This is a genomic window from Lentibacillus populi, from assembly GCA_014642895.1.
GTDB lineage: Bacteria > Bacillota > Bacilli > Bacillales > Amphibacillaceae > Lentibacillus_C > Lentibacillus_C populi.
Genome location: BMJD01000038.1, coordinates 14753 through 40538 on the forward strand (window position 1 = coordinate 14753; position 25786 = coordinate 40538).

The following is a 25786-nucleotide window of genomic DNA, read 5'->3' on the forward strand; positions in this document are numbered from 1 at the left end:
TAACATCCCCTTTTTTCCAAAATTATATTTATACTATCCTCTATTGTACAATTGTTTGTTTGTAAACTAACATATCATATTCATTATAAACAATCAATTTCTGAACATACATTTGAATTCATGATCAAATTCAGGTCCCGTTTGGTCGCTTCCATTGCCGGCTTTGTCGGTTACTTCAATACATGATAGTGAATCACAAAAAATAAATTGACAAACCTGCTTTACACGGTATATAGTTTATACGTTAACAATAATTCAAAGGAATAAAGGTGTTTGTTTATATTATTTAAATAATATATGGTTTATTTGTTAACAAAAATTAAAGAGAGTTGGCGGCTAATTCTCAAGACTTTAAACAGGCGCAGGAAACAGAGCCTTTCACAATGTTGAATGTCGAGCGCTTCAGATATATCTTAAACTCGGACATAACCTTTTTGTTGCGTTAACAAATATATAGATAGTCCTCCATCGTTGGGGGTAGCAAGTGATATGTCGATTTCCCCAAATGATTTTAAAAAAGCATAACAATTCACCTTACTATGTTTCTGTGTTGAATAAAGTTTGCCTAAGGGAAACATATTATCCATAACAAAAACGAATGGTGGTTTTATAACAAATACAAAAAGTATGGGTATGGCAACGATTTGTACATATCCTTTTTGGTCGATTCTGCCCCTTGAAGGCCAGCCCGTATCGTATTTCCGGAAACCGGGAGGCCTTTAAAGGATAAGTTAGATAAGGCGGATTTAAAAAATGACAGGGAAACAAAAATTATTACTTTATTCTATTTGTTTTATGGTGTTGTTTAATAAATTGAATGTAACAATGATGAATGTTGCGATCCCGGAATTCAGGAAAGTGTTTGAAGGGGGAGCCCTTTATTCTATTAATGAATTTCATAATTTTGAGTCCTTAAGCGCCAAGATCTTTCAGATAAAAAAACGAAAGGAGGGTGTTTTCATTGGAAAATAACCAAACACTGAAAGAATATAATGATAACTTACAAAATGCACTGGATATGGGTGAGATTACCTTATTTAGGCAATATTTTCTTGATATACATCCATATGATCGGGCGACATTTTTCAAAGAGCAGCCTGAAGAAAGCAGGATGAAAATCTATACGTTTTTATCTCCTGAAGAAACAGCTGATTTAATGGAGCATATTGAATTGGACGATACCGGTGAATATTTTTCGGAAATGGATCCGCGATTTGCTTCAGCTGTTTTATCCGAAATGGCAATAGACGATGCTGTCGACATTTTAAATGAGATGGAAAAGGACAAAGTAGCCAGTTTCCTGACTATCATGAACAAGGATGCAGCTGAGGAGATCAAGCAATTGCTGCATTATGAGGAAAAAACGGCCGGAAGTATCATGACGACCGAATTTGTCGCGTTGAATAAACGAAGCACGGTCGCCGAAACAATGAAACAGTTAAAACAGGAGGCTCCTGATGCCGAGACGATTTATTATCTTTATGTCGTTGATGAAGATAAACGTTTAGTTGGGGTACTCTCCTTGCGTGATTTGATTATTGCCGATGAGGATACCCTCGTTCGTGATATTATGAATGAAAAGGTAGTGTATGTTTCTGTCGGCAGGGACCAGGAAGAAATCGCCCAGATGATGAAAGACTATGACTTTTTGGCTGTACCCGTCGTTGATTTTCAGAAACATTTACTCGGGATTATTACAGTGGATGATATTTTGGATGTCATGGATGAAGAGGCAAGTGATGATTATTCGAAATTCGCTGCAATCTCAGATGTCGACTCCCCTGAAAGCAATCCATTCAAAGCCGCTAAAAAACGCTTGCCATGGCTGATCATTTTGCTGTTTCTCGGTATGTTCACTGCCAGTTTGATCAGCATGTTTGAAGAAACCATCTCCAAGGTGGCGCTGCTGGCAGCATTTATACCTGTTATCGCTGGAACAGCAGGAAACTCGGGAACGCAAGCCTTGGCTGTAGCGGTTCGAGGATTGGCTACTAGTGAGTATGGCCAAGGCGGTAAAACACGCTTAATGTTGAAAGAAGCTGGTACCGGTTTGATTACGGGAACAGCTTGCGGCATTGTTATCGCATTGGTTATTTTCTTATGGAAAGGTCAGCTTTTCCTTGGTTTGCTTGTAGGGATGACATTACTGGTCGCATTGACAGTAGCCACCCTCGCCGGGTCAGTAGTTCCACTCATCATGGACCGAATGAAAATCGACCCTGCAGTGGCATCAGGGCCTTTTATCACGACGATTAATGATATCATATCCATCATGATTTACTTCGGCATGGCAACAGCTTTCATGCAGTTCTTATTATAAAAAAACACGCATTTGCGTGCTTTTTTAGGTGAGGAAACCTCCATGGCTTTGTTCTCAGGAAGTCTATGTCTATACGGGCTGCTTATAATATTTATCCAAAAATACCGATCATTTAAGAAAAACAAGCAAACCCCGCCCGGTCCTTTTCAATCTATCAAGGTTATAGAAAATCCGATAGTTTATATTGCTGTCCATGTATCTTTATAATACTCTGGAAAAATTTCTCCGCCACATTTTGTACAGGTGAATCTCGGTGGAGTACTCCACCATGATGACGAATCTCAAAGAATAAATTGACAGACCTTCTTTACATAGTATATAGTTTACATGTAAACAAAATTGAAGATGGTAGGAAATGCATATGGCTAATGCACATAAAACTGGCGCAAGAAACAGAGCCATTCACAATCAGGAACACGTTCTCCCTCAATTACTTACCATTGACTTCCGGGCGTTTATAGTTAACTGTTTGAACTGCATCACGCTTTGTATGAAGAGGAGAAGCGGCGCTTTACCCATTTTTAAACAGCTACTCCGATAATGAGCTTCAGGCAATTTTTAGCCCGATATGCAAGGAAACAATAGACTAAATTTTGTTTTTAATTTACTTATAAACAATAATGATTAGGAGGGATTATATTGAATGTTTCCAAGACGATAAGAGAACGTAGATCCATCCGGAAATTTAATGCTACTCCGATAGAACAAGAATTGATCGTTTCCTTGCTGAATGAAGCTGCAAGTCTGTACGAATCTGAGGGAACGCCACACTGGCGCTGTGTGCATTTCAGCACGCAGGAGTCGCGTCAAAGGCTGGCCAAGAGCATGATAGCTAAGATGAAGGAAAGCAATCTTGGAAGGCTTTTTCCCGCCAAAATGATTGATTTTATCACAAAAAAAGTATCAGATACACCCGCTCACTTGATCTTCATTGCAGAATCCGCCGGAAATCAGCGGCAGAGCGACGAAAATTACGCTGCGGTCTGCAGCATCATGCAAAATTTTCAACTGCTCGGCTGGGAACACGGGTTGGGCATGCTATGGTATACGGAACCAATGATTAAAAGCGAGTCATTTTTTAAGGAAATCGGTTTGCGAAAAGGGGAAAGGTTCGCCGGGATTTTAAACATAGGATACCTTGAAAAAACGCCGAGAACCCGGAAAAAAAGAACGCCGGCGGAACAGAAATGGACCGCGATCGATGGGGACGATAGGCCGCAATCGGATAATCTTCGGGTTTCTTCGCAAAGCGTTCTGGAAATTCTGAATGAGGCCGTCTGGGCACCGAACGACGGACTACGGGAACCGTGGCGCTTTATCTATGTGACTGGCGGTAAAGCGACTGGTAAACTCCGAACTTCATATGAGGATGCTTCGCCGTGGTTTCTTCTGGTCGTGGCAAAGGAAGAAGCTGATCCCCACAAGCAGGAAGAGGATTATGCAGCGATATGCTGTTTGATCCAGAACTTTCAATTGTTGGCTAAATCCAAACCGTGGCACGTGCGCCGCACGATTCCGAAATGGATTTATGATCGAGAACGGTGTAAGTCATTTGGAATTCGGCCGCAGGAACGGATCGTAGCGGTACTGGAGCTCGGGGGAGACGAGCGACACTCGAATTCCGCATCCACTCCCCCAATACTAAACATCACGCATCTTTGATCATGCGATTGATAAATTGGAATGTTTGCGTTTCGAGTAGAACCTGAAAACCACGGACCACCTGTTCAACAGGTGGTTTGACTTAGCCCTATAAGGGCATGTTACTTGCAACGCCTTAAAGAAGTAGTTTCGCAAGCAGGCCATTGTTCTTAATTGTATTGCTTCGGGTTGGTTAGAACAGCTTTATAATCCTCCATATTCTCCCAACCCTCTAAAATATCATGTGACTTGGTACTGTTTCATTCGTAAATACACGACACCATCTGAAACGATTTTCATAACCAATAGAACAACAAGGGTAACCACTATATTTTGTACAAAAGAATTGAGAATAAATTCTCGTTTTGTACTCATTAGAGTTAAAAAATCCTCAATACTATAGTTATTGATTGGAAACAAGTTTAATAGCTTATATACCATGCCCCTTTTAAATAGTTGAGTTAATGCTTTTGGCAAAAAGAATAAACCTAATGATATTGTTAAAGCACTGAACGGTGAACGAGTGATAGATGAAACAAATATTGTGATCCCTACGATCGATAGCAAACTAATAAAATGAAGAACTACAGCTAAACAGAACACTTGTAAATGATTGATCTCAACCGGAAAACTAAACAGCTCTAATGAAAAGTTTGTTTGAATACTCGTGTCCCATCCAGTAAAACCACTATTATAAACATAGAAAGATCCCAGTGATATCACTTGAATAAAGAGAAATACAAAAATCGAAATCAAAGTTGCAGCGATGATTTTTGAGATTGTTAATTTATTTCTGCCAAACTTTGTAGACAATAATAACTGATTCATATTTCTCGAAGTATCGCTAGAGAAAACAAAAGAACATATTAAAATTGCTATAATACTTGTAAGAATGAATAAATCGCTTGTGACTTTAAAAAGGTCCTTCCATGTAACAAAACTTCCAATTTTCAAAGGCATTTGAAATTGGGTAAACCCTATATCTTTTATTGTTTTAAGGTTTATTTGATCAATGGTAATTTTTTCACCTTGTTCCATTGCATCATTCATTTTTGAATAGACACTTTCATCATTTGGGAAAAATGTATCAGCAATTTCCCAGGAGAATAAATCAAAAGTTCTGTTATCCACATCAGTACTTTGGAATCTATCCATATAATCTGCAAGAATTTCTCTTACTTTTTGATCTGAAAATTCTCCAGTACTTTCCCCAACGACCTTATGATAAAGTTCCATTCCCTCGCCTTGTTTAGTGTTTAGTTGTTAAATTTATTACTTTATTATGCTGTCTTATGGTCTTTTCAAAAAAATAATACTTTCTGGTCTAGGGATATCTTCACTATTCACTTCTAAATCACCATTTTCTAATATAATATTGTTAATCATTTGACTAAATGATTTTGGAAAAGTCTTGATAGAAGGAGCTTTGCAATATTAAGATGGGTGTATATAAGAAATCGGACAATTATAACCGGTAAAAATTCGTTAAGTAGCTGAAGTATTTCCCACTCAAATCCCCTATTAAACTTTTTTGCCCCTAAAAACTTATATATAATTTTAATATTAAAGTTATATTTTCCTCTTCCACTAATCTGCCTTTTTATCACAATAGGAGTTGCCAAATTTGGGCTACTCCTTGCTCAACTATTGCACCTTTTAAGTGAAAAAAGTCAAATTTTTTTCTAAAAATAGAATCTACTAACTCACTGAATAATATTGATACATGACCGATTAACTCAATTGACCTTCATTGCAGAGTGTTTCTAAATGATAACGGATTACTTCCTTCACCTTTTCTGGAGAGTAGACATCAGGTCTTAACAGAGCATGAATGGACAATCCATCAATTAATGCAGCTAGCCTACTTTTTTCTAATTTTACATTAGTTGAATCAGATAAAATCCCTTGTAGAACTAATATCTCGATCATTGAATTTGCTAATTCATACGTACCGTTAGTCATTTCATCTTTTTTTTCTTTTAATGTAGCACTTGTAAGTGACTGAAGTGCAAGGATCCACCATACACTCGTTTCGATTTTCTTTTCTTCATCAATTGGTACAAGCTCCAATAAAACTTCCTCGACTGCCTGCAATGGATTTTCTGACCAACTTTTACTTTGAGAACGTTTTTTCCCTTCTTCCAGGTAATAATTCATGATAAATAATAACATTTCATCCTTAGTTGAAAAATAATGTCTTAACGCTCCAGTAGACATGCCTGCTTCAACTGCAACTCTTCTTATTGACGCTTTCTCTGTTCCCTCTTCCTTAATAATATTCCAAGCGGCCTCAGCAATTAACTTCTGCTTTTTTTCATGATTAACAATCCTTGGCATAAAAAATCACTTCCCTTTTTTAGCACAGTGTGTTATTATCTTTTTAGCACAGTGTGTTATTTAGATGATAACATATAAAAAGGAGTGATTCTACATTTGATCGAAAGTATTGAAGCGTTATTGCCTTCTTCATCAATAGATATTTCAATAGCTTTACTAATTATTTCTATTTGCGCATTAGTTGATATATTAAGTCCTGGTGTGCTTGCTGTAACAGCCTATTTATTACTGACACAACCTAATCAATTATCCTCTCGCTTGCTTGTTTTTTTGTTTATTACGCAGTTTGGCTATTTTCTGGTGGGCTTATTACTATACTTTGGTGGGGATTCACTATTGGATGGAATCGGACAATTATCTGAATTTGACTATATCAATTGGTTTTATATCCTTTTTGGAGCGGTTATTGTTCTAATTAGCTTCAGTAAACCAAAAGATACTACAAAAAAACGTTTAATTTCATTTATACCCCAAAAAACAACGATGAAAGGGATAATCATATTAGGTATCATTGTTTTTCTAATTGAATTTGTAACTGCATTGCCTTACTTTTATTCAATTTTGTTAATGAATCACCTAACAATTGAGCCTTCCTCTTCTATCTTTATTATAATTGGCTACAATCTTGTAATGGTGCTTCCTTCTCTTCTTCTGTTAGGAGTTAATATTATGTTTAAAGAGAGACTGCAACAATTTCTTAATAAAATCAGGTCGAAATTAATTGAAGCACCGATTTCTTCACTCCTAGTAGCGATAGGAATCGTAGGTGCGGTTTTTTTCAACATCGGCCTTAGAGGCATATTAAATTAAAAAATTAAAAGAGGTGTTCATCATGAAAGAAATTATCAGTGGACTTAGTTTACTTTTCTTTATACAAGGAGTAGGCGGATTAATTAATCATTTGACTAACGGCGGGAAAAGTTGGTTTTTGGTAAATTATATTGAAGCGTTTCAGGGATTTGAAATTGTTATGGACATTGTATTTATAATTGTTGGCGGGATCATAGCTTTAATCTCTTGGAAAATAAGCGGGTCAACTAAAAGTGAAAATTAAATATACAGCAAATAGGACGGCTTATACATAGCCGTGCAATTTAAAGAGTTTAGATTTATCCACAGTTATTATAAGAAACTCATGTTAAGTACGAATTTGATGTGCTGATACTTGGTGCAGTTTTAGAAATGCTCCGCCTGATTTATATTTGTAAATTTTTATAGGGGGAAACATAAAAATTATGATGAATTCAAGCCATATAGGGAGCTCATCTCCCCAAAAGGAAGAACGATTATACTTTATTGATAACCTAAGGGCAGCTCTTACAGTGTTGGTAGTGCTACATCATTTAGTGTATTTTTCCATCTATAACGAGGTATTAACACAAAGGTCTATTGGGGTTGTTATGGGCCTTCTATTCCTTGCTTTTAATCAGACTTTCTTCATGGGGACATTTTTTCTTATTTCCGGTTATTTTGTCCCTTCATCTTTTGAACGAAATGGGGCAGCCCGATTTATCAAAGATAGATGCATCCGGTTCTTAGTCCCGTTTATCTTCTACGTTTTCATTCTTAGCCAAGTTCAATCAATTGAAGCCTATATGCTTAACCAGGAGCCATTAACATGGCAAACTTACTTTTCACATTTAACCTATGGGCCGATGTGGTATGTTGGTCTACTTTTCATATTCGTTTGTTTATACGCAATCTGGACGAAGTTTATGAGCAAAAATAAGCTTTCAGTAGTTCGTCAGAGTACGCCACCTACCTACACGATGGTTACCGTCTTTGTCATGATATTAGCAGTAGCGTATTTCATCATAAGACTGTGGGTCCCGGCTCTCGGCTTGCCTGGCGGATCTCCCGGGGTTCAAGCATTTGTTGGACTTTTTACAGCAAGTGGCTATGATCTTCCACAATATGTCGGGCTCTTCATTTTGGGCATCATTGCTTACCAACGCAATTGGTTTCGAAATACTCCTGATTCTATGGGTAAGGCGGGGTTTGGAATTGCAATTGGAGCATCGATTCTTCTCCTTCCCTTAGCCTTGATATTCGGGTTAGACGGATTACAGTTTTCTGGCGGCTGGAACTGGACATCTTTGGTCTATTCTCTTTGGGAAGCCCTATTTTGCGTTGGAATCATCCTTGGATTAATTATATTCTTTCGCAAAAGAATTTATCATCAAGGAAAGGGTTGGAGCTTCTTGTCAGCCCATTCCTTCGTGATTTACATCATTCATATACCAATTATCGCTATTGTTATTGCTGGATTGAAAGTCATTCACTTTCCACCATCCTTCATGTTTTTAGCTACGGTGCTGATCACGATACCACTTTGCTTCTTGTTGGGTTATATAATTAGGCAGATTCCCTTTGTGTCAAGGATTCTTTAGAGATGGTTAATTTTAAAGAAAAAAAGAGGAGTCGGATTATCGTGTGGAAATCCAGACCTTAAAATACTAATTTCAATTTATTTATATATAGTTGTATCATTCAATATTCAAGAGAAAGCCTATTGTTAAGATTTTTAGTGACTTCTTACAAATAAAATGATTTTATTTTGAATATAACTTGACAGTTATATTCCTATTAAGTTATATTCTAATCATATTAGTATGTCAGCCATCAGAAAGGGGATGCGATGAAAATAGATAATTGAATTAATGAGGTGAGCAACATTGTTAGGTAAATTTAAAGGCATAGATGTATCTATGCTGAGCGCACTGGCTGAACCTAATCGGATGGCAATCGTTGAACTGCTGCGCGATGGTCCACTAACCGTAGGGGAAATTGCAAATCGGCTGGAACTGAGCCAGCCGCATGCTTCAAAACATTTAAAGGTGTTAAGTAACAATGGAATTGTAGAAGTGAAGCCGGAAGCTAATCGTCGATTTTACAAGCTGCGTCTTGAGTCTTTCCGGGCAATAGAGTATTGGGCGACTTCCTTTCAAAAGAATATGGAAAAGAGATTTGACAACTTGGACGATTATGTACAAGAATTGCAAAACAAACGAAAAAGGGACGAGTGAAAAATAAGGAGGAAAAATTATGTCAAATAACAAAATGGTTTCAAGAGTAGAGAATGAAAGGGTTCTAGTTTTAGAGCGCGTTTATGATATGCCACGTGATCAACTATTTCAATTATTTAAAGAACCAGAGCATTTAAAGCGCTGGTGGAGTACGGACGGTTGGGAATTGCCTGTCTGCAACGTGGACTTTCGCACGGGAGGCGTATGGCACTATTGCATGAAATGTGTTGATAAGAATCAAGAAGAATATGGAATGGAATCTTGGAACAAAACCATTTATAAAGAAATTATTGAGCCAGAAAAGATTGTCTATAAGGATTATTTTTCAGATGCAGAAGGCAATATCAATGAATCTATGCCTTCTCCAGAGGTCACGATGGAATTCAACGATTTGGGAAGTCAAACAAAATTGATCAGTCGTTCTGAATTCGATTCAGCGAATTCCCTGCAAGCTGTTTTGGACATGGGATTGTTGGAAGGCATTACGCAAACGTGGGATAGTCTAGATGCACTGGTTAAGAGTTTGAAGTAAAGTCAGAAACAAAGCTTTGATCATTTAAGATAATTTTTAAAATGGTGAAAGAAATATTATGAAGGTGGTTGACCAGATTAGTTAACCGCCTTTTAGTGCATCTTGTATGGACGTCACCTCCCTCTTAAGAATATAGAATACTCCCATTTCAATCCATCAAAAGGTTTCCACCCGTCAATATCGATACTGGCCGATCAACTCGAGGATTGACTTTGGCTCAAAACCTCGAAAGACATAGTACTTTATCAACCTTGACCACTTTTCTGTAGATTTTCCACACTCCATACTAGATATATTTGGCATTTCATCAAAAATCTTGTCGAAGGTTATGAAAGGAGAAATCATTACCCACCTTTGCAGTTACGAAGGGAGAGGAAATCCATGATAGAACCAGATCGTATTATTGTCTATTACACTTATTTCAATAAAAATGTTTTAAAGCAAGGTTCGGCAACGATAATTACGATTCTAGAGATGGAACAACTTGCTTAATTCCACATCAGATAGGTGCAAGAAATAGGATAGGAGGACAGCGGTACGTTTTTCTTTTGATAACGTGTACATAGCCTTTGCAATCAGTTTCGGTAGACTCTTTTTCCAGCCACTTGAAAATCTTATGACTCTTCCCTGTGCAATGTTTGTCTAGGGTATAAAGTTGGTTTTCTAGGTTATATACAGTTACTTTACAATCCAATGTTAGTAAAAACTAATTTCTTCATAATCAATATCATTAACATATTTCTCAATGGCACCCTTCCTATTGATATTGATGCTTTTAATAAATTCAATAAAATGGGGCTGCCATTCACTTTCATGTTGCTCTTCCTTGTCATAGAGAGATGATAAATCCGTTGAACCATTCCGTAATTCCTCATAGAACACTATTTTTGTCAAAATAGCTAGATCTACATCACCAAAAGTCTTAAAAAGTTCTTCATATTCATCATCCAATAAACAGTTGGTATTCAGCATATCGATATAATCATGAAGGGAATGAAAATTTGTCCGAATCATGTTCACTTTATCCACTGTCTTTTCGCAATTCATGATTTTTTCAACTAATAACCGAAAGCGGCTATCACTCATTCTATCAGATGCCTTGAATGTCGTTACAATGGGTTTAGATCTCAATTCCTTTTCCACGATAACCACTGTGTCTAGGCGGTTATGTTTTACAACACTTTTAACCCTATTTACTAGATTCATTCCACATCGTTTCAAATAATCAGTCATCTGAGGATCTTTAATATTGAAATGATGTCGTAACCGATTTACGGCTTTTAAAATAATGTACTGAATCTGACTATCATCCAATTTCTCAAATAAACCTACTAACTGTTTATATTGATTTATTGAGATTTTTATTTGGCTAGCGTGTCCTCCTGATAAAATGGAAAAAACCGCATTATTTAATACCAACTCAAATATATTGAATAGTTCTATTCGATAGTCGAACCCACATATTCTCCCATAGTTAACCAAAACCGATTGAATATCGTCTTTGTTAAACAAGAGGCAAAACTGGTTTTCCATTTTTAAATGAGTTAAATATTGCCTAAAGTAATAAACACCCTGAATACTCATATCATCAATCGCTAACGGATAATCAATGCTTGCCATCGTATTATGCGCATCGAAAATGATACCATATTTCTTTAGAAACACAGGGATTGATTCATCAATCGTTAGATTATAAGCTTCTACTGCAACATCCAATTTATTATTATTGATCTCTTTATAGAGTTGTTTTGTTTCCTCAAAACAATGGCAAATCAAGTCTATCCCTTGGTCATATCCATTTTTTATATTACCGTTTTTTAAGACGTCCATTGCTTTTTCTGGATCGTTAAAATGGAGCAGATACGCATCCACAGCATATAGAACCGAAGATAATATACTGACAGCTGTTTCAGATGTTACAGAAGAGCTTTCTCCTTGGGTATACCTTCTAATTAACTTCTCTAATATAGACATCAATTGCCTTTGCGTTCCGTATATATCCTCATTATTCAACAAACCTATTCGTAATCCTTCATTCAAAATGGAGAGTGTATACTGGTTTTGTAATAGACGAGTTTGATTTACCTTTCCTTGTGTCACTAAGGAGTGATCATTGTACCGTTTTTCTGATTCCATTATCGTTCATCCCTTTCAAGAAAGGAGTTCCTGAATGAAGGTTCACTTCTAAACCTTTCCGCAAATTCTTCAAGCTTGCTCTTTAAAAGTTCCAAAGAGCCGTTACAAACACCGTCAAAGTAATCCTTCATCACGGCAATCAATGGAGAGTCGCCAATCTTATCTTCCGTCTCATTTTTTAAGTAATAAAAGATCTCTTGCAGCTCATATAGAGCGGATACATAGTTCTTATCATCAACATAGGGAGAGGCACAAAAAACCTCAGCTAACTCTTTTGTTACTTCAACACTTAATTCCACTCGACCATAGCTATGAAGTACTTGATTTCTAGAAACAATTATATTTTTTATTTCATCCCGAGTTAACACAAGCCCAAATTCTTTTGCTTTTTGGTTTACCTCTACTATTTCATCCGTATATTTTTCCAGCATCGAAGAATCTAGAGAATGTAACATTTTGGGTAAAAACATATACACATTACCTCCTTTAAATATATTCTTAAAAAACTATTGACTTTCAACTTAAAAAATGTTATGATTAGTTATTAATGAGTAAAATTTATTCAAGTGTATATTTTACGCTTTTCTTCGTAGATTGTCAACATCTATTTCTCTCCATTAAAAATCTGAATATTCAAATTAAAAAACATGATATCTACCTACTTTGTCATAATCGTGACGTTCCAAACACCGAAGACATTTGAAGAAAAGGTAAAAAAAGCCTTGGTTTTATATTCAAATGGTGGAGAAAATGATGTTTTAGCACCAGAATGGGAGGAAACCAAACAAGCCTTCCTAAAAGCTATACAAGAATTGCGTGAAGTGGCAGCTTCTCCAGAAAAAGTAGCGTTTCATCATATTCCTTTTTTGAAAAAGTTTGCGAAAGCTTACCAAGCTTTAGATAGGGCATTTTCTGCCGTACAAGTCTACAGCGAATTTGATGAGAGCCAATTAGGAAGTATTTTTTCCATTCAATTTAAAGAAATAGAAAACTACCAAGGAAAATATCATAATGCGTTAGAAGTAATCAAAAGTGAAAAAAATAATGATCCATCTGAACGCGTAGAATTGATATTGAATACGAATTGGAATCTATTAAAGCTTTATGACTAAATATGAAATAAGCAATAAAAAAGCCCTAAAAACCCTGTGCTACCAAGGCTTTTAGGGCACCTGTTACTACTCCCACTCAATCGTAGCAAGTCATTAAGAATCGTTGCTATTACAGCTTTCATTTAGGTTATTTTCACTTTTGGCAGGGTTTTGGTAGGGAATCAAATCCCCTTTAACATTTTGATTACCATTAAAATTAATCATAGTTTTTTTGGCAGGAACAAATTTAACATTCCCTGTCATTTGTTTAGCAATCGGTTCATCGTTCCTACTCCACAAATGTGCATAATGTTTCAATGTTATTTCAGGTGAACTATGTCCTAACCTTTTTGAAACAACAAGAATATCGGCATTAAACTCATTAATTAAGTAACTAACGTGAGAATGTCTTAAACCCTTGGCTTGGATCTTTGGAACCTTTGCAACTTTAGCATATCTTGCTATAATTCTTGGAATCGTTGACCTGTAAACAGGTAAACCTGTATAACTTAATATAAAATCTTCTATTCCATGATCAGATTGAACCCGTTTCCAATTTTTTAATATACTCAAACTATCATCATCTAAAGTTATTGTTCGCATTCCATCTTCTGTTTTAGTATATGGCTTTCTCTTATAGTCTTTTTGTGATTTCATTTGTAAAGTATGATGAACTCGTAACTTCTTTTTCTTGAAATCAACATCATTCCAATAAAGAGCTAACCCTTCACTTACACGAACTCCTGTCATATAATATAGCCAAATAGCGACAAAACACATATGCTCATAAAAATTATGCGTATAAATTACCGAAATAACCTTTTCGAATTCCTCTTTTGTCCAATAAGCAACAAGACTTTTACCTTTAGGGATTGATTTTGTTTTCTTTGAAATGTTTTTATCTAAAAACTGCAAATTTACAGCATAATCCATAGCTTGTCTAAAAGCTCCATAGACCAATGCAGCATAATTTTGTGAGTACCCACTTTCTTTTAAAAGCCAAGTTCTATAGAATTCACATTCTAATACATCAAACTCCCTAAGTTCTTTATCGAAAAATCTATCTCGAATTTCCGATAAAACATGTCTTCTAGTTTCCCATGTACTTTCTTCTACATTGGATTGATAGTATGGCAAATAATATGAGTTCATAAACTCGCCAAAGGTAAGTCTATAATTAGCATATCCATTCTGCATATGGTATTCATTTTTTATTCTAGTCGCTTCCTTATTAGCCTCTCTTGCTGAGGTAAACCTTTTACCATTGCTGTCTTTTCTACTTTTCTTTTGAATCCTTTTACCAGTAACCTTATCAACACCAAGTTCAATATTGTAAAAGAATCCTCCCTTTCCATCTTGATATACTCCTGAATATTTTGTTTTAGCCATTCATACCGCCTTCAAACGAAACGCCAATAATATTTTCAACAGCATGACATGGTACTCTTCCCAACCTTTTATTATTATAATATGGATAACCTTGTTGAACCATATGATACTTAGCTTGTCTAATAATATCAACTGCTTGGTATGGTAGAAAACCCATGTCTTGCAACTCTTTCTTTGAAATGGTTTTATTCATTTGTTATCCTCCTCATTTTTAAAAATAATCATAAAAAAAGAGCAGACAATTTTTCATCTGCTCTTTCGCCAAATCAAATATTTCATTTAAAGCATTGCTTTTTTATTTTTTTAAGAAACAACTTCAATATAAGATTCATCTTACCTATAATTTCTATATATTTTCTTAATATTAAATATACAATCACTCTTTAATAATTTCACCTTTTTCTTCTATATAATCGGGTTTTTGTTCCTCTAAAGAATCAAAATCAATATCTGGATGACCGTTTACATTCACAAGTTCATCATCTTTTAATCTATAATAGGTTGTTTCTTTTTTATTTTCTTCTTTATCATGAACAACAAATTTTACATATTTTCCATTTTCCCACATTGTTATATCTGAACCACTTCTTAAATCACTTCCATAATCTATATCATAAGGTTCATAGTCTAACTCACCTAACTTAGGCAACTCTGATTCAAACTTTTCAATAGTCATATCTACTATATCTTCATAGGTTAAATTTGTTTTGGCTTCTGAATTTCCACACGCTACTAGGCTGATAGAAAAAATCATTAATACCATTATTTCCAACACATGTTTATGCAAGAAAATAACCTCCAATTGGAATAATTTTCATTTAACCATATGATAACATAGAATCAATACTGAAAAAAATTAAAATCAACAATCCGCCAATCGTTGTCTATATTTTCCAAATCCATCTCAATGAATGAATCTACTAAATTTACCGCACCATCCATTTCAATCTCATTTATGAAAACTCCTAAAACTTTTTGCCTACCGTCTGTTGATTTTCCTAAATAAACATCTAAATCATTCACAGTAGATTTCACTTCAACCAATTTTTCATCATATTCTCCATTCGTTTCAAAATTTAATTCTTTTAATTTTTTCTCTGATACATACATTTCTACATCTTCCCTTACTGGTTTTCCTTGAAAATTAAAATAACCCTTAATGAATTTTTCTGCTATATCACCAGCTTCTAAATAAATAACTTCTTCCGAACTCTCAAATTGACTTATTTCATTTCTTGCTTGTTTTAATTCATTTCTATAATTATCATTCTTTATAAATAAGAAAACAATGACTAAAACGCCAACAATAATTAATGGTAAATACTTTTTCATCCTATCACCTCTAAAATTGGACATTCTTTAATCAATCTAATCCTAATGTTTTTAGTGGATCAATTTTATCTTGGTGTGCTTGACCTAGTTCAGTCAAATGCTCTAAATGCAAATGATTTCCTGTACTAGAACCCGTCGTTCCACATTTCCCAACAGCTTGACCTTGACTAACATTATCACCAAGTGAAACATTTAATAATGACATATGAGCATATCGACTAAATTCATTATTTGCATGTTGCAAAGTAACATAGTTCCCATAGCCAGTATTGCCATGAATTGCTTCTACTACTTTTCCATCCTTAACTGCCATGATATTATCTCTAGGCGTACACCCGAAATCTAAACCACCATGAAAACTCTCTAACTCACCAGTAATTGGATGTGTGCGTGGTCCAAATTTACTTGTAATTCTAATTTCATTTAATGGCAACGCCCAGTCACCACGAGCATTTATAGGAACAGAATTATCTTCTTCAAGATAACGCATAACATTATCTACATAATTAACATCACCATAACGAGACCAACCCATTTTTTTAGCCATCATATTACTGAAATCAATAGCAACCTTTTTAGAATAACCTCCTCTTTCGTTCGCATAACTTATAAATCCCGAACCAAAATTATAAGATTGCAAGGAAAGCTTCACTCCTCCCCCTGCATTTTTCATAACCTGTGCAAAATATTTCGTTCCAACATCAATAGATACTTCTGGGTCTGTAATTGAATTGGGAGGAAGTCCTATCGATTCAGAACTTTGCATTATATCTAATACCCTACCTCCACTTTCTTGCATAGTCATAGCCATCAATACATCTACATGCTGTGATATGAAGTACTTTTTTGCATATTTTTCAAAATATGGTTTATATCTCAACACTTCGGGTGCGATACTGTTACCAATATAAAATTCCGTATATTCCTCATCTTCTTCTTCTCTAAAATTATGCATTCCATCACTACTCATATTTACTGAATTAACAACAAAAAGAACAACTACCCCAATAATAAAAAAGAAGAAAAACAAAAAAATTATTAAATAGATTTTGATTTTCAACTTAGCCACTTTTAACCCAGGTATTTTATCTGTATTCAATTTTAAAACACCTCCACAAAAAGCAAAAAGAGAATTGCCTATTATAGCAATCCTCAATTCTTATCTCTTTCTCTTTTCCTTTCTTCCACAGATGATAATTCTCTCTTTCGTTTTGCTTCTAAACCTGTATCATGATGAATTTCTGTATGACTACGATTTTCTTTCTTCACACTGTTTACATCTCTTTCACTCGTGTTTTCCTGCTGATTAGTTCGCTCTACAACACGATCTTTATCATGATAAAATTCTATATGACCACGGTTTTCTTCTTTCACACTATCTATATCTCTTTCATTCGTGTTTTCTGGCTGGTTAGTTCGCTCTACAGCACGATCTTTATCATGATAAAATTCTGTATGACCACGGTTTTCTTCTTTCACACCATCTATAGTTTCATTCGTGTTTTCTAGCTGGTTAGTTCGTTCTATAGCACGCTCTTTATTATGATGAGATTCTGTATGACCACGGTTTTCTTCTTTCACACCATCTATAGCTTTTTCATTCGTGTTTTCTGCCTGTTTAGTTCGTTCTCTTGATGGATTATCTGTTTCTAATGGTACAGGAACTACTTTTTCCTTATCATCCTCTTTCTTTCGTTGTGGAGTACGTTTGGTATCAATATCTTTGCCATTTTCAATACCTTTTCTTTCTTCCTTCATATTTGTTCGATTCGTTTTTGCATTATGTTTTGTATCACTTTCTTTATCTCCATAATCCATTGGAGATACTCTCTTCTGAGAACGTCTTTGCTCTATTCTTTTTTTCGCATTAGAAAACTGGTTACTATAATATTGGTTCATATTTGGCATAATGTTTCCATCAACCGTTTGAACACGTCCTGCCGTAATAAAGCTAATGATTTTATTTCTCTTTACTATGATAAAGAAAAACAATACTATCAACAGCACTACATGTAATAAATATGTTCCTGTATCATCTGGTTTAACAAATAGATACATAGAATATGTTAATAGATACACCACAAATAAAAATATTCCTAACAAGCCCTTCGTTAGAAAGATTGTCACTATATTACCTAATGTCTTAAAACCAGTCATTGCAAAATGAGGAATAAAACTTATAACAAACGCAAAAGGTAAAACTAAAGCAATTAATACCGCTAACAATTGTAATGCGAAATTGATTAAACCTAATAATAAAAATGGAATAGACAAACCAATCACGATGAAAAGGGTCAAAAATACTAGACCCGATTGTTTAAAAGCTGAACCCGAAGCTACATTCGTATTTTCGTTTTTAGTTACTTCAAGGTAAGCGTGACCGATTCTATACGCTGAACCTTTAGAGTTTAATTTAAAAGCGAGCATTCTTTCCGCTCGTGGGTATGCTTGAAATCCAAATCCAAGATCCTTAATCTCATCTTTATTATTAATTATTTCCTCATCTGTTGTACCATAATTAATTAGGAGATATGGTCGCTTTAATGCTAAATCAAAATAAATATTACGAACAACCGCAATCGTACCTTCTATCTTTTCATTTTCATCAATATCATTAATACCTGCATAAACACCTTCTCTCTCATTATCTAGAATCCCTAAAATACCGTTTCCAGCATCCACTAGGGTTCCTTGCAATTCACCCGATAGAGCATTCATACTTTTCATTAAATAACTAGCATTCGAAACCCAATAACCAGCAACAATTAAAACGACAACAAACAACATGAATTTTCTAAAAGATTCTCTGGCATTTCCTTTTGTAAAGAATATAAAAACAAGATAAGCACATAAAAATGCAAATAATATTTCTGCAAAGTGCTCCTTTAAAACCTCATATATACTACCCGAAATACTTTCTATATCGTCCGCAAATCTATCCAACCTATCTAATGTAAATAATTGTAAAGCACTATCCGTAACACGAACCACATTCTGGATAATACCCATAAAAAAGTTATTGATAGCATACAAATTAAAACCAAAAATTCCACTTGTATCTTCATTATTCACCATATAGCGTTCCACTGGATACTTCTCTATTTCTAATTGAACACCCCCCTCCTCTTTTTCCTCTGCCTTATCCATATACTCATACGGTTCATATTCTAGATTAAATATTTTTCCAAAAAGGTTGAGAATAAACTCTCCAACTGGATAATCCTCATCAATCAAATCGGAAAGATTTCCACTCATATCAACATCTTCTTCATCTTCCGCAAAAACAGATGATGATGTTATGAAACATAAAAATAATGTAGTAAGTAAAATTAACAACCATTTTTTATTTTTCATTGGCATTCAAATCCTTTACAAAGTCTAATACTTTTTCGCAAGCATTAATACCACCTCTACAATAAGCTAAAAATTCTGTGTCCACTTTTCCCCTTTCTCTGCCCTCCTCAAGTTTTTTCAACATCTCAAAATTTGCTTCAACCCCGCTAACATAAGACTTTAAAAAAGCTTCATTATCCATATTCTCACCGCCTTTTAAAAATAAAAAAGTGACTATCTTTTGATAGCCACCCTTGTTTTTCTAAAAAATTGCTATTTAAACCTCCATACAATATTCGTAGTAAAGATACCTATCATCTTTTTCTTCTACCACAAATAAATTAAAAACAAAATCATAGGTTATATCTTTTTCTGAATGATGTTTTCTAATTCCAAAAGTTCCATTTCCATCATCCCTCAAATTATCATTCGTATAATCAATCGCTTCTTGAATGATTTTTTCTTTTTCATTAGACAAATCCAATTCCACCAATTTTTCTTCCAACTCCACATAATTTTCTACATTTGCAATATAATTACTCATTCTAACAACTCCTTTTTATATTAAAGAATGGCTACCAATTATGGATAGCCATTTCTTTTTACAAATATTTTTCTTCCGCATATGCTACAGCCGATTTATTAATTGTTTTCAATGCTCCTTCCCATTCTTCAAAGAGACATTCGACCGTAATTTTTGAAGTTCTGCCGAACATATCTTTCATCAAACATTGACCCTGTAACATGTTATCTAACATTTCTATATTTTCCTCACTCGATTCCATGTTCATCCACTTTAAAATATCGGGACGTTCATTCTCTTCATCAAATGCAAAAGCTACTCCAAAGTTCCCTGTTTCATTTTCTTTTTCTCGTAAAGCATCTTTGGTAGATTGTGAGATAAAATATAAAGCATTATTATAACTACGCCCAACACGTTTCATTTGCTTTTCGACTTTTTTACCTTGCCGCGACGAAATGATAACCCACGCTTCATCAATAAATTCTATCGTTTGTTCATCCTTATCTTGTTTTCCAAACAGTTCACAGAATTTACCCAAAGCTAACATAATAGCATTTGATTTTCGTTGACTATTTGTATAAGAATCTATACTTGCAGTTGCTTCTGGTAAATCAATATTTTCAATCTCAATAATAGAAATACGGTCATTTAACGATAAGGCAGCATTAGAGCCATCATGTATACATAATTTCAAAATACTATCAGAAACAACCTCATATAAAAAATCTCCTGCCTTAGAAACAGAAGATTCTTCACTATTCCTCATAAAATCTATTATATGCATAGAGCCAACCTCCTCACCTTGTTGCCTTCTTTCTAAAACTTCTGAAACGGCTCTTAAAAATGCAGTATGAATCTCATCTTTCCCTTTAAAATCATAGACTTCTGAAAAAATATCTTGAATTAATTCCTTTGCTTGAGACGAAGGAAGAAACGCTACAGGGTCTAATACGCCCCAATTATCCTTATCTTCAAAATCTAATGTTATAAATTTATACTTTTCCAAGTGTTCAACAAATAATGGAAAATCACGTCTAACGGTGCTATCATTAATAACTTTATTTATCCATTTCCTTATTTCTTTTTTAGGATCAATATAAAGAGTTTTTATATGGAGTAGTGTCACATAGATAAATAACAATTTTGCAAGATATGATTTTCCACTACCTGTATCTCCAGTAATCAATACATGCGGACTTCGATATTTACTACCTTTAATATTTTGGTTTGCAAGCATTGGATGTTAGCACGCAATAAACATTCTTTTTTCGTCTTACCTGTTACAGCTATTGCTGCAAGCCAGTTCATTACGGATACATCATGACTTTTTATTTCCTGTTGTAAATTTCTCATTAAAAAATGACTATCTACGACAGAATCGTCTACGGAATCACCTATTTTAGCTTGTTCATTTGCTGATTCTTTTAACTCCTTTCCTTTTAAATTTACCTTTATTTTTGATTTCCCTTTTCCTTCTGATCGAATTTTAAAATCTATAGATACCTCAAATGGTAAAGATTGCGCTTCATAAAAAATATCACTTTCTGCCATATTATCTGGAAATTCATCAATCACGACAAAACTTAAATAGCCTTCATCCTGTTCACTACTCAATTTCAAACATGATGACTCCGTGGGGTCAATAATCGTATTTGTAATTGCCTTTATATTTCCGTTTTCTTCTTCTTCACTTACATCATGATCTAAACCAGAAATAAAATCATAACGATTTACATAAATTAATTCATTTTCTTGTAATCTTGTCCCATTCACACTGGAAACCATCTTATAAATAGTATCTTCCAATTCCTCAAACTGATTGAAAAAAGAAGTGGGAACATTTTGTTCCCAACCTAAATAATTCACAAACTTATCTGTTACATTAGAAAAAACAGAATAGACATTATCTTTTAATCTACCATCTACATTTACAAATGCATTCTTTAACTTAATGCCAATAATAAAATCATTTTTTGTCATATTTCCTAAACGAGAACTTAAAATATTTCCTGTTTCATCTAAATAGTACCGTCCAACATTTTCACTATCCTTCGACAAACCTAAACTTAAATCTTCAAATCTTTCTTTAAGGCGAAACTCTTGAGGATACATTCTCAAATGAAAATCTTCATAATCTGTGATTTCCTCAAAGAAAATTTTCCAATTTCTTTTATAATTAGCTACCACTTTTTGATTTTGAATAGGAATCGATTCACTTTTTATACGATAATATGCGAACACGTCTCCCATTCTCGTTAACAGCATATTGTTTTTTATTGTTTTCAATGCTGGTTTCAGTTTTACCATTCTTTTTATCCACCACCCAGACACATTCTTTAAATGTTATTTTTTTCTCATTCATCCATTCTACTTCTTTCCCATTACAATACTTTTTCTTAGGAATTTTTATTTCGAATAAATATTTCACATAATCATACATGAACCTATAGATATTTTTACCTTCTGGCTTTATTTTAGTTACGAGCCATGTAAATAATAAGGGAACACAAACTAAAAATATAAACCACGTATTTGAAAATGCATAAGGATAAAATTTTCTTATTATCCACCCTGCCAAAAACGTCATGATTAGAAAGATCACAAAATTTAATGCAGGAATTAATTCAATTGTAAACGGCAGATAATAATTATCTGTTATCTGCCTAATTTTCTTTGGTTCCCTTAAAGCCCTTCTATAATTAAATACCACTCTACTTTCTTTTCTATCTGCCATACTATCACTCTCTTATAATGTATTCATAAAGGCTTCAATCCAACCAGCAACTGTATCCCAATTTCGAACTACAAAATAAACAATTCCTCCAACGATACAGGACACAATAATCGCACCAAATTTAAATTTAGCTAGATGCTTTGTGACTAAGAAAATTATAATGATTACAATCGCTTGTTGAACAATCTCCAATGCCCATCTTTCAATACCTCCAAAAGTAGGCAAATTAGCCTGAGCTAAAACTAAGTGATTAAAAAATTCCATTTTTCATTCCTCCTACTTATAAATAAATTTTTCCACATAAAAATTTCTTCCATTCTTAGAAATTGTCATTTCTACTGGATTCACTTGCTCAATATTGGTCAATTCGTCTCTAAACACCACCTCCATTAATGTTTTGTAATGGTCACCATCTACATAGATTTTTAAATTTCTTATATCTTCGAATAAAAAAGACCCATTTAACGTTTGTGGGTCATCCATAAGATAAGCCATTTCGTCAACTGGTTCTGTAGCATACTTTTCAAAAAAAGTATTTAGAAATTCATTGATATTTTCTTTTTCATTTCCGTTATATTCTTTTAAGTCAATCGCTGGCATTTCATATTCTATATTTCCAACCAATGAAGGTATCTGTGTAAAATATGGAACGGATTGAACACTGAACAAACCATTTTCATAAACAATAGGAATATTTAACAACAAAGATGTTTTTTTCTCCTCTGTTTCAGTCTCAACTTCAATTTCCTTCTTTTTCTCTTTACCCTTTCCTTTAGTCACTTCTTTTTCTATCTCTGTCTTTAATTCATTTTTAAATGTTACTTTATATTGAAAGAGATTTCGATTTCCTTCATCCTCTATATGAAAAAGATTAAAGGATTCTAACTGTCTTGTGCCTTTTACTTCCTCTAAGTTGTATAAAGGATTTTTTTCATTATTAAATGTGTCATTAAAAACCATGTATTCTTTTAGTTTATTTGCTCTTTCTTGTAAAGCATCACTTTCATTAGGAACATTAATATATTCCTTTATAAAATTAGATAGAAATTCATGCGCTGATTCTACAGGAATTTCTTCTATCACCTCCTCGTTTTCATTCGCTTCTACCAATCTATTTGTTTCATTCAAAGTAGAACGAGTGTTAATAGACAATAAAACTGACACTATAGCTAAAAAAAGCATTCCTAAAATCAATGACCATATAAAAAAAGCTGTGCTCGTAGATGTATCTTTACGCACATGGCTTTTCTCTTTTTTTGGTCTCTCAATTTGTTCTATCTTCCCAATAACTTTATTCTTTTTAAATTTATCTTTAATACTCATTATGAACTCCTTTCAATATAATTTATAAAAGATCTTACTCTTTGTAACACTTGGAATGGTGAAGCATTTTCCAAATACACTTTTTCATTTATTTTCCTACCTTTATCAACAAAGGTAGCTTTATAAAAAGAAAAACGATAAGTTGAATATCCCATTTTTCTATATCCTTCAACAATCAAAGACGTATTTTCAGACAAATCCTTAACAAAGACTCGATAAAAATAATGTTTTTCACCTTCCCTATATCTAGGAATATCTGAAATAAAACCTAAGTCTTTAAAACATTCCGCTAACGACTTCATTACTCATAAACCTCCAATGCAAGAAATTCTACTGTTATAATCGCATTTTTAGGATTTCCCGTTACTTTATTCTGCTTATGAGGAACATTGGCAAATATAAGATGAAATGTTTTATCTTCATCCCGTTCATTTTCAACATAAAAATATACCCTCATTTCAATATTAAGAGAGTTATCAATACCCTGTAATTCTTCTTTCAACATTTCTAAAATGACGTACTTATGATTAATCACTTTTTCTTTTTCCAAGGCTCCTATCAATTCAGCTTGATTCAAAACGAGTGGAACCATTTTTTCACTTCCTTTCAATTATCCCAAAACAAATTCTACCTACCTAATATAGTCACTAATCTACAAGCAAGGTCCAGGTAGTATTTTTCAAAACGCTTCGCTGAAAAATCTCCACCTTTTCCCCCTTGCTTTCCGATTTTTTGCAGGCTTTTGAGGCTTCGCCGAACGACCGATATACTAATTAGGACACATAAATAAATGGTCGTTCGCTTTTCTAGCGTAGCCTGCAAAATCGTTAGTGCTACCGTTCAATGTAATATTCTTTTCCGATATGAATTTACGCTATGCGGGGCTAGCCCCCACACCCCTAGCCTTCACTTCCCTCAACCTAATTAGAAGGGTAAAGACCAAAACATTAAATAATCATTTCTTCTGGTCTTGCAAGATAAACCATCATCATGTGTTCTTGCTTTTCATTCAGTTCTAATTCATCTTCAAAATTTTCTAAATCAGAAATACCTTTTGTATCTTCCACTAGCTTTATCATTTTTCTTGTTCTTGCCGCTTGATTCATATACCACCTCTTTGACTTATCATAAAAATCTTCTTGTGGCTTCGTGAAAATCTGTAATCTTTCCACATCATTTAAAAAAACCTCCCAAAAATGAGAAGTTTTCCAACGTGCTCTATTTAAGTCATCTTCCTTTTCCACAAAGCGCAAATAGTTCTTAATTATCCCTTTGCCGACATGCAGCAAATTACCAGATGTCATTATCTCTGAAACAACATTATTCGCTCTATCATTTTTAAATCGCAATTCATATCTATTCCAGTCTCCAAATTCCTCTACGGGCTTATTGTATTTTCCAGCCTGCTCATAGTTTTTTTGATAGAAACAAAAATAAACTTCTGAATGCTTTTTTGAGCCAAAATAAAGTGTCGTACCACCCTGTTCACCATCTTCCATTAATAACGAACCATTATAATCCGTTTTTTTAAATCGGGAAATCGCTTCGCCATTTCTTATCTTGTCAAAAAGAAAAGGTATTTCAAAATAAGTTTTTTTATCATCAATTGAAATATCTAATCTCGGAAATTTACCACCATTTTTCTTACAATCTCCAAAAAAGTCAATCCAGGTAATTTTCCTAGCTTTTAAAAAAGTTTCAAATTGACGGCAACCCCCTCCACTTAATTCAATAAGCGTTCCTCGAACATCTAAATCATGCGAATAAAACACTTTAATATTATCTAATTGATATGTGCCTATATAGCCATAAAAGCCACTTTCTTTATGCTCCATATATTCTTTTTTTAAATGAAGCACATTATTTAATATCAAATCGACATCATGAGTTTTAAAGGATACTCGTAAATAGTCAACCATTGCTATTAAAGGGTTTTCGGTCTCTTTTGTATTTTGTACCCCCCTGTTAGAGTGAGGCCACTGAAAATCTTATGATTTTTCAATGGAACTAATATCTGTATCAAAAAAAAGCGACTTGAAATTCATTTTATTGAATTACAAGTCGCTTTT

The 25786-nt window shown here is 34.1% G+C and carries 28 protein-coding genes; 8 read left to right on the top strand and 20 right to left on the bottom strand.

Features of this window, described 5'->3' with window-relative positions; translation table 11 throughout:
- Positions 1 to 961 precede the first annotated feature (961 nt).
- Together mgtE and IEX12_RS17745 are read left to right on the top strand one after the other, a co-directional pair.
- Positions 962 to 2320 (top strand): magnesium transporter, encoded by a 1359-nt coding sequence (gene mgtE, locus IEX12_RS17740; protein WP_088053227.1) that lies wholly within the window; start codon positions 962 to 964, stop codon positions 2318 to 2320.
- A gap of 639 nt (positions 2321 to 2959) precedes the next feature.
- Complete coding sequence (locus tag IEX12_RS17745) at positions 2960 to 3982, top strand: nitroreductase family protein (RefSeq protein ID WP_188725610.1); 1023 nt, start codon at positions 2960 to 2962, stop codon at positions 3980 to 3982.
- A gap of 219 nt (positions 3983 to 4201) precedes the next feature.
- On the opposite strand, the gene IEX12_RS17750 is transcribed toward IEX12_RS17745, so the two are convergent.
- Both IEX12_RS17750 and IEX12_RS17755 read right to left on the bottom strand, forming a co-directional pair.
- Positions 4202 to 5197 (bottom strand): ABC transporter permease subunit, encoded by a 996-nt coding sequence (locus tag IEX12_RS17750; protein ID WP_188725611.1) that lies wholly within the window; start codon positions 5195 to 5197, stop codon positions 4202 to 4204.
- A 495-nt stretch (positions 5198 to 5692) separates the two neighbouring features.
- Complete coding sequence (locus IEX12_RS17755; protein WP_188725612.1) at positions 5693 to 6298, bottom strand: TetR/AcrR family transcriptional regulator; 606 nt, start codon at positions 6296 to 6298, stop codon at positions 5693 to 5695.
- A gap of 96 nt (positions 6299 to 6394) precedes the next feature.
- On the opposite strand from IEX12_RS17755, the gene IEX12_RS17760 reads away from it, so the two are divergent.
- The 5 genes from IEX12_RS17760 (at position 6395) to IEX12_RS17780 (ending at position 9856) form a co-directional block, all read left to right on the top strand.
- Positions 6395 to 7108 carry a GAP family protein gene (locus tag IEX12_RS17760; RefSeq protein WP_102415880.1) on the top strand — a complete coding sequence of 238 codons (714 nt, stop codon included), beginning with the start codon at positions 6395 to 6397 and terminating at the stop codon, positions 7106 to 7108.
- A gap of 22 nt (positions 7109 to 7130) precedes the next feature.
- Positions 7131 to 7352 carry a hypothetical protein gene (locus tag IEX12_RS17765; RefSeq protein WP_088053216.1) on the top strand — a complete coding sequence of 74 codons (222 nt, stop codon included), beginning with the start codon at positions 7131 to 7133 and terminating at the stop codon, positions 7350 to 7352.
- 181 nt (positions 7353 to 7533) lie between these two features.
- On the top strand, positions 7534 to 8688 hold the full coding sequence (locus IEX12_RS17770) for an acyltransferase family protein (RefSeq protein ID WP_286171243.1): 1155 nt from the start codon (positions 7534 to 7536) through the stop codon (positions 8686 to 8688).
- Between the two features lie 285 nt (positions 8689 to 8973).
- Positions 8974 to 9324 carry an ArsR/SmtB family transcription factor gene (locus tag IEX12_RS17775; protein ID WP_188725613.1) on the top strand — a complete coding sequence of 117 codons (351 nt, stop codon included), beginning with the start codon at positions 8974 to 8976 and terminating at the stop codon, positions 9322 to 9324.
- Between the two features lie 19 nt (positions 9325 to 9343).
- Entirely contained in the window at positions 9344 to 9856 is a 513-nt protein-coding gene (locus IEX12_RS17780; protein ID WP_088053215.1) for an SRPBCC domain-containing protein, read from the top strand.
- Between the two features lie 696 nt (positions 9857 to 10552).
- On the opposite strand, the gene IEX12_RS17785 is transcribed toward IEX12_RS17780, so the two are convergent.
- Entirely contained in the window at positions 10553 to 11992 is a 1440-nt protein-coding gene (locus tag IEX12_RS17785) for a DUF6179 domain-containing protein (protein ID WP_088053214.1), read from the bottom strand.
- Positions 11992 to 12462 carry a DUF6323 family protein gene (locus tag IEX12_RS17790; RefSeq protein WP_088053213.1) on the bottom strand — a complete coding sequence of 157 codons (471 nt, stop codon included), beginning with the start codon at positions 12460 to 12462 and terminating at the stop codon, positions 11992 to 11994. Before IEX12_RS17790 ends, IEX12_RS17785 begins: the two co-directional genes overlap by 1 nt.
- 252 nt (positions 12463 to 12714) lie before the next feature.
- Between IEX12_RS17790 and IEX12_RS17795 the strand changes: the two genes are divergently transcribed.
- The gene (locus IEX12_RS17795) at positions 12715 to 13104 is read left to right on the top strand and encodes a type I restriction endonuclease subunit R, EcoR124 family (RefSeq protein ID WP_214613745.1); all 390 of its coding nucleotides are present in this window, start codon (positions 12715 to 12717) and stop codon (positions 13102 to 13104) included.
- Between the two features lie 93 nt (positions 13105 to 13197).
- On the opposite strand, the gene IEX12_RS17800 is transcribed toward IEX12_RS17795, so the two are convergent.
- The 16 genes from IEX12_RS17800 to IEX12_RS17870 all read right to left on the bottom strand — a co-directional run bounded on the left by IEX12_RS17800 (position 13198) and on the right by IEX12_RS17870 (position 25636).
- On the bottom strand, positions 13198 to 14472 hold the full coding sequence (locus IEX12_RS17800; RefSeq protein WP_188725614.1) for a tyrosine-type recombinase/integrase: 1275 nt from the start codon (positions 14470 to 14472) through the stop codon (positions 13198 to 13200).
- A complete protein-coding gene (locus IEX12_RS17805) occupies positions 14465 to 14665 on the bottom strand; it encodes a DUF3173 domain-containing protein (RefSeq protein ID WP_088612325.1) in 201 nt (66 codons plus the stop codon). Before IEX12_RS17805 ends, IEX12_RS17800 begins: the two co-directional genes overlap by 8 nt.
- Before the next feature lie 183 nt (positions 14666 to 14848).
- Positions 14849 to 15259 carry a hypothetical protein gene (locus tag IEX12_RS17810; RefSeq protein ID WP_188725615.1) on the bottom strand — a complete coding sequence of 137 codons (411 nt, stop codon included), beginning with the start codon at positions 15257 to 15259 and terminating at the stop codon, positions 14849 to 14851.
- A gap of 53 nt (positions 15260 to 15312) precedes the next feature.
- Entirely contained in the window at positions 15313 to 15804 is a 492-nt protein-coding gene (locus tag IEX12_RS17815) for a YddI family membrane protein (RefSeq protein ID WP_188725616.1), read from the bottom strand.
- Between the two features lie 31 nt (positions 15805 to 15835).
- On the bottom strand, positions 15836 to 16903 hold the full coding sequence (locus IEX12_RS17820) for a lysozyme family protein (protein ID WP_188725617.1): 1068 nt from the start codon (positions 16901 to 16903) through the stop codon (positions 15836 to 15838).
- A gap of 53 nt (positions 16904 to 16956) precedes the next feature.
- Entirely contained in the window at positions 16957 to 19158 is a 2202-nt protein-coding gene (locus tag IEX12_RS17825) for a CD3337/EF1877 family mobilome membrane protein (RefSeq protein WP_188725618.1), read from the bottom strand.
- Positions 19148 to 19339, bottom strand: a complete 192-nt coding sequence (locus IEX12_RS17830; protein ID WP_188725619.1) for a hypothetical protein — start codon at positions 19337 to 19339, stop codon at positions 19148 to 19150. Before IEX12_RS17830 ends, IEX12_RS17825 begins: the two co-directional genes overlap by 11 nt.
- Before the next feature lie 75 nt (positions 19340 to 19414).
- Complete coding sequence (locus IEX12_RS17835) at positions 19415 to 19681, bottom strand: hypothetical protein (RefSeq protein ID WP_188725620.1); 267 nt, start codon at positions 19679 to 19681, stop codon at positions 19415 to 19417.
- 58 nt (positions 19682 to 19739) lie between these two features.
- Positions 19740 to 20897 (bottom strand): ATP-binding protein, encoded by a 1158-nt coding sequence (locus IEX12_RS23540; RefSeq protein WP_286171246.1) that lies wholly within the window; start codon positions 20895 to 20897, stop codon positions 19740 to 19742.
- Complete coding sequence (locus IEX12_RS23545) at positions 20843 to 21967, bottom strand: hypothetical protein (RefSeq protein ID WP_286171247.1); 1125 nt, start codon at positions 21965 to 21967, stop codon at positions 20843 to 20845. Before IEX12_RS23545 ends, IEX12_RS23540 begins: the two co-directional genes overlap by 55 nt.
- Complete coding sequence (locus tag IEX12_RS17845) at positions 21873 to 22394, bottom strand: conjugal transfer protein (RefSeq protein ID WP_188725621.1); 522 nt, start codon at positions 22392 to 22394, stop codon at positions 21873 to 21875. The genes IEX12_RS23545 and IEX12_RS17845 overlap by 95 nt, the downstream gene beginning before the upstream one ends.
- Positions 22395 to 22406: 12 nt before the next feature.
- Complete coding sequence (locus IEX12_RS17850) at positions 22407 to 22658, bottom strand: TcpD family membrane protein (protein ID WP_188725622.1); 252 nt, start codon at positions 22656 to 22658, stop codon at positions 22407 to 22409.
- Between the two features lie 12 nt (positions 22659 to 22670).
- Entirely contained in the window at positions 22671 to 23717 is a 1047-nt protein-coding gene (locus IEX12_RS17855) for a conjugal transfer protein (protein ID WP_188725623.1), read from the bottom strand.
- The gene (locus IEX12_RS17860; RefSeq protein ID WP_188725624.1) at positions 23717 to 24019 is read right to left on the bottom strand and encodes a hypothetical protein; all 303 of its coding nucleotides are present in this window, start codon (positions 24017 to 24019) and stop codon (positions 23717 to 23719) included. The genes IEX12_RS17855 and IEX12_RS17860 overlap by 1 nt, the downstream gene beginning before the upstream one ends.
- Complete coding sequence (locus tag IEX12_RS17865) at positions 24019 to 24309, bottom strand: hypothetical protein (protein WP_188725625.1); 291 nt, start codon at positions 24307 to 24309, stop codon at positions 24019 to 24021. The genes IEX12_RS17860 and IEX12_RS17865 overlap by 1 nt, the downstream gene beginning before the upstream one ends.
- A gap of 355 nt (positions 24310 to 24664) precedes the next feature.
- Positions 24665 to 25636: a replication initiation factor domain-containing protein gene (locus tag IEX12_RS17870; protein WP_188725626.1), complete on the bottom strand. Its 972-nt coding sequence runs from the start codon at positions 25634 to 25636 to the stop codon at positions 24665 to 24667.
- Between the last annotated feature and the right edge of the window lie 150 nt (positions 25637 to 25786).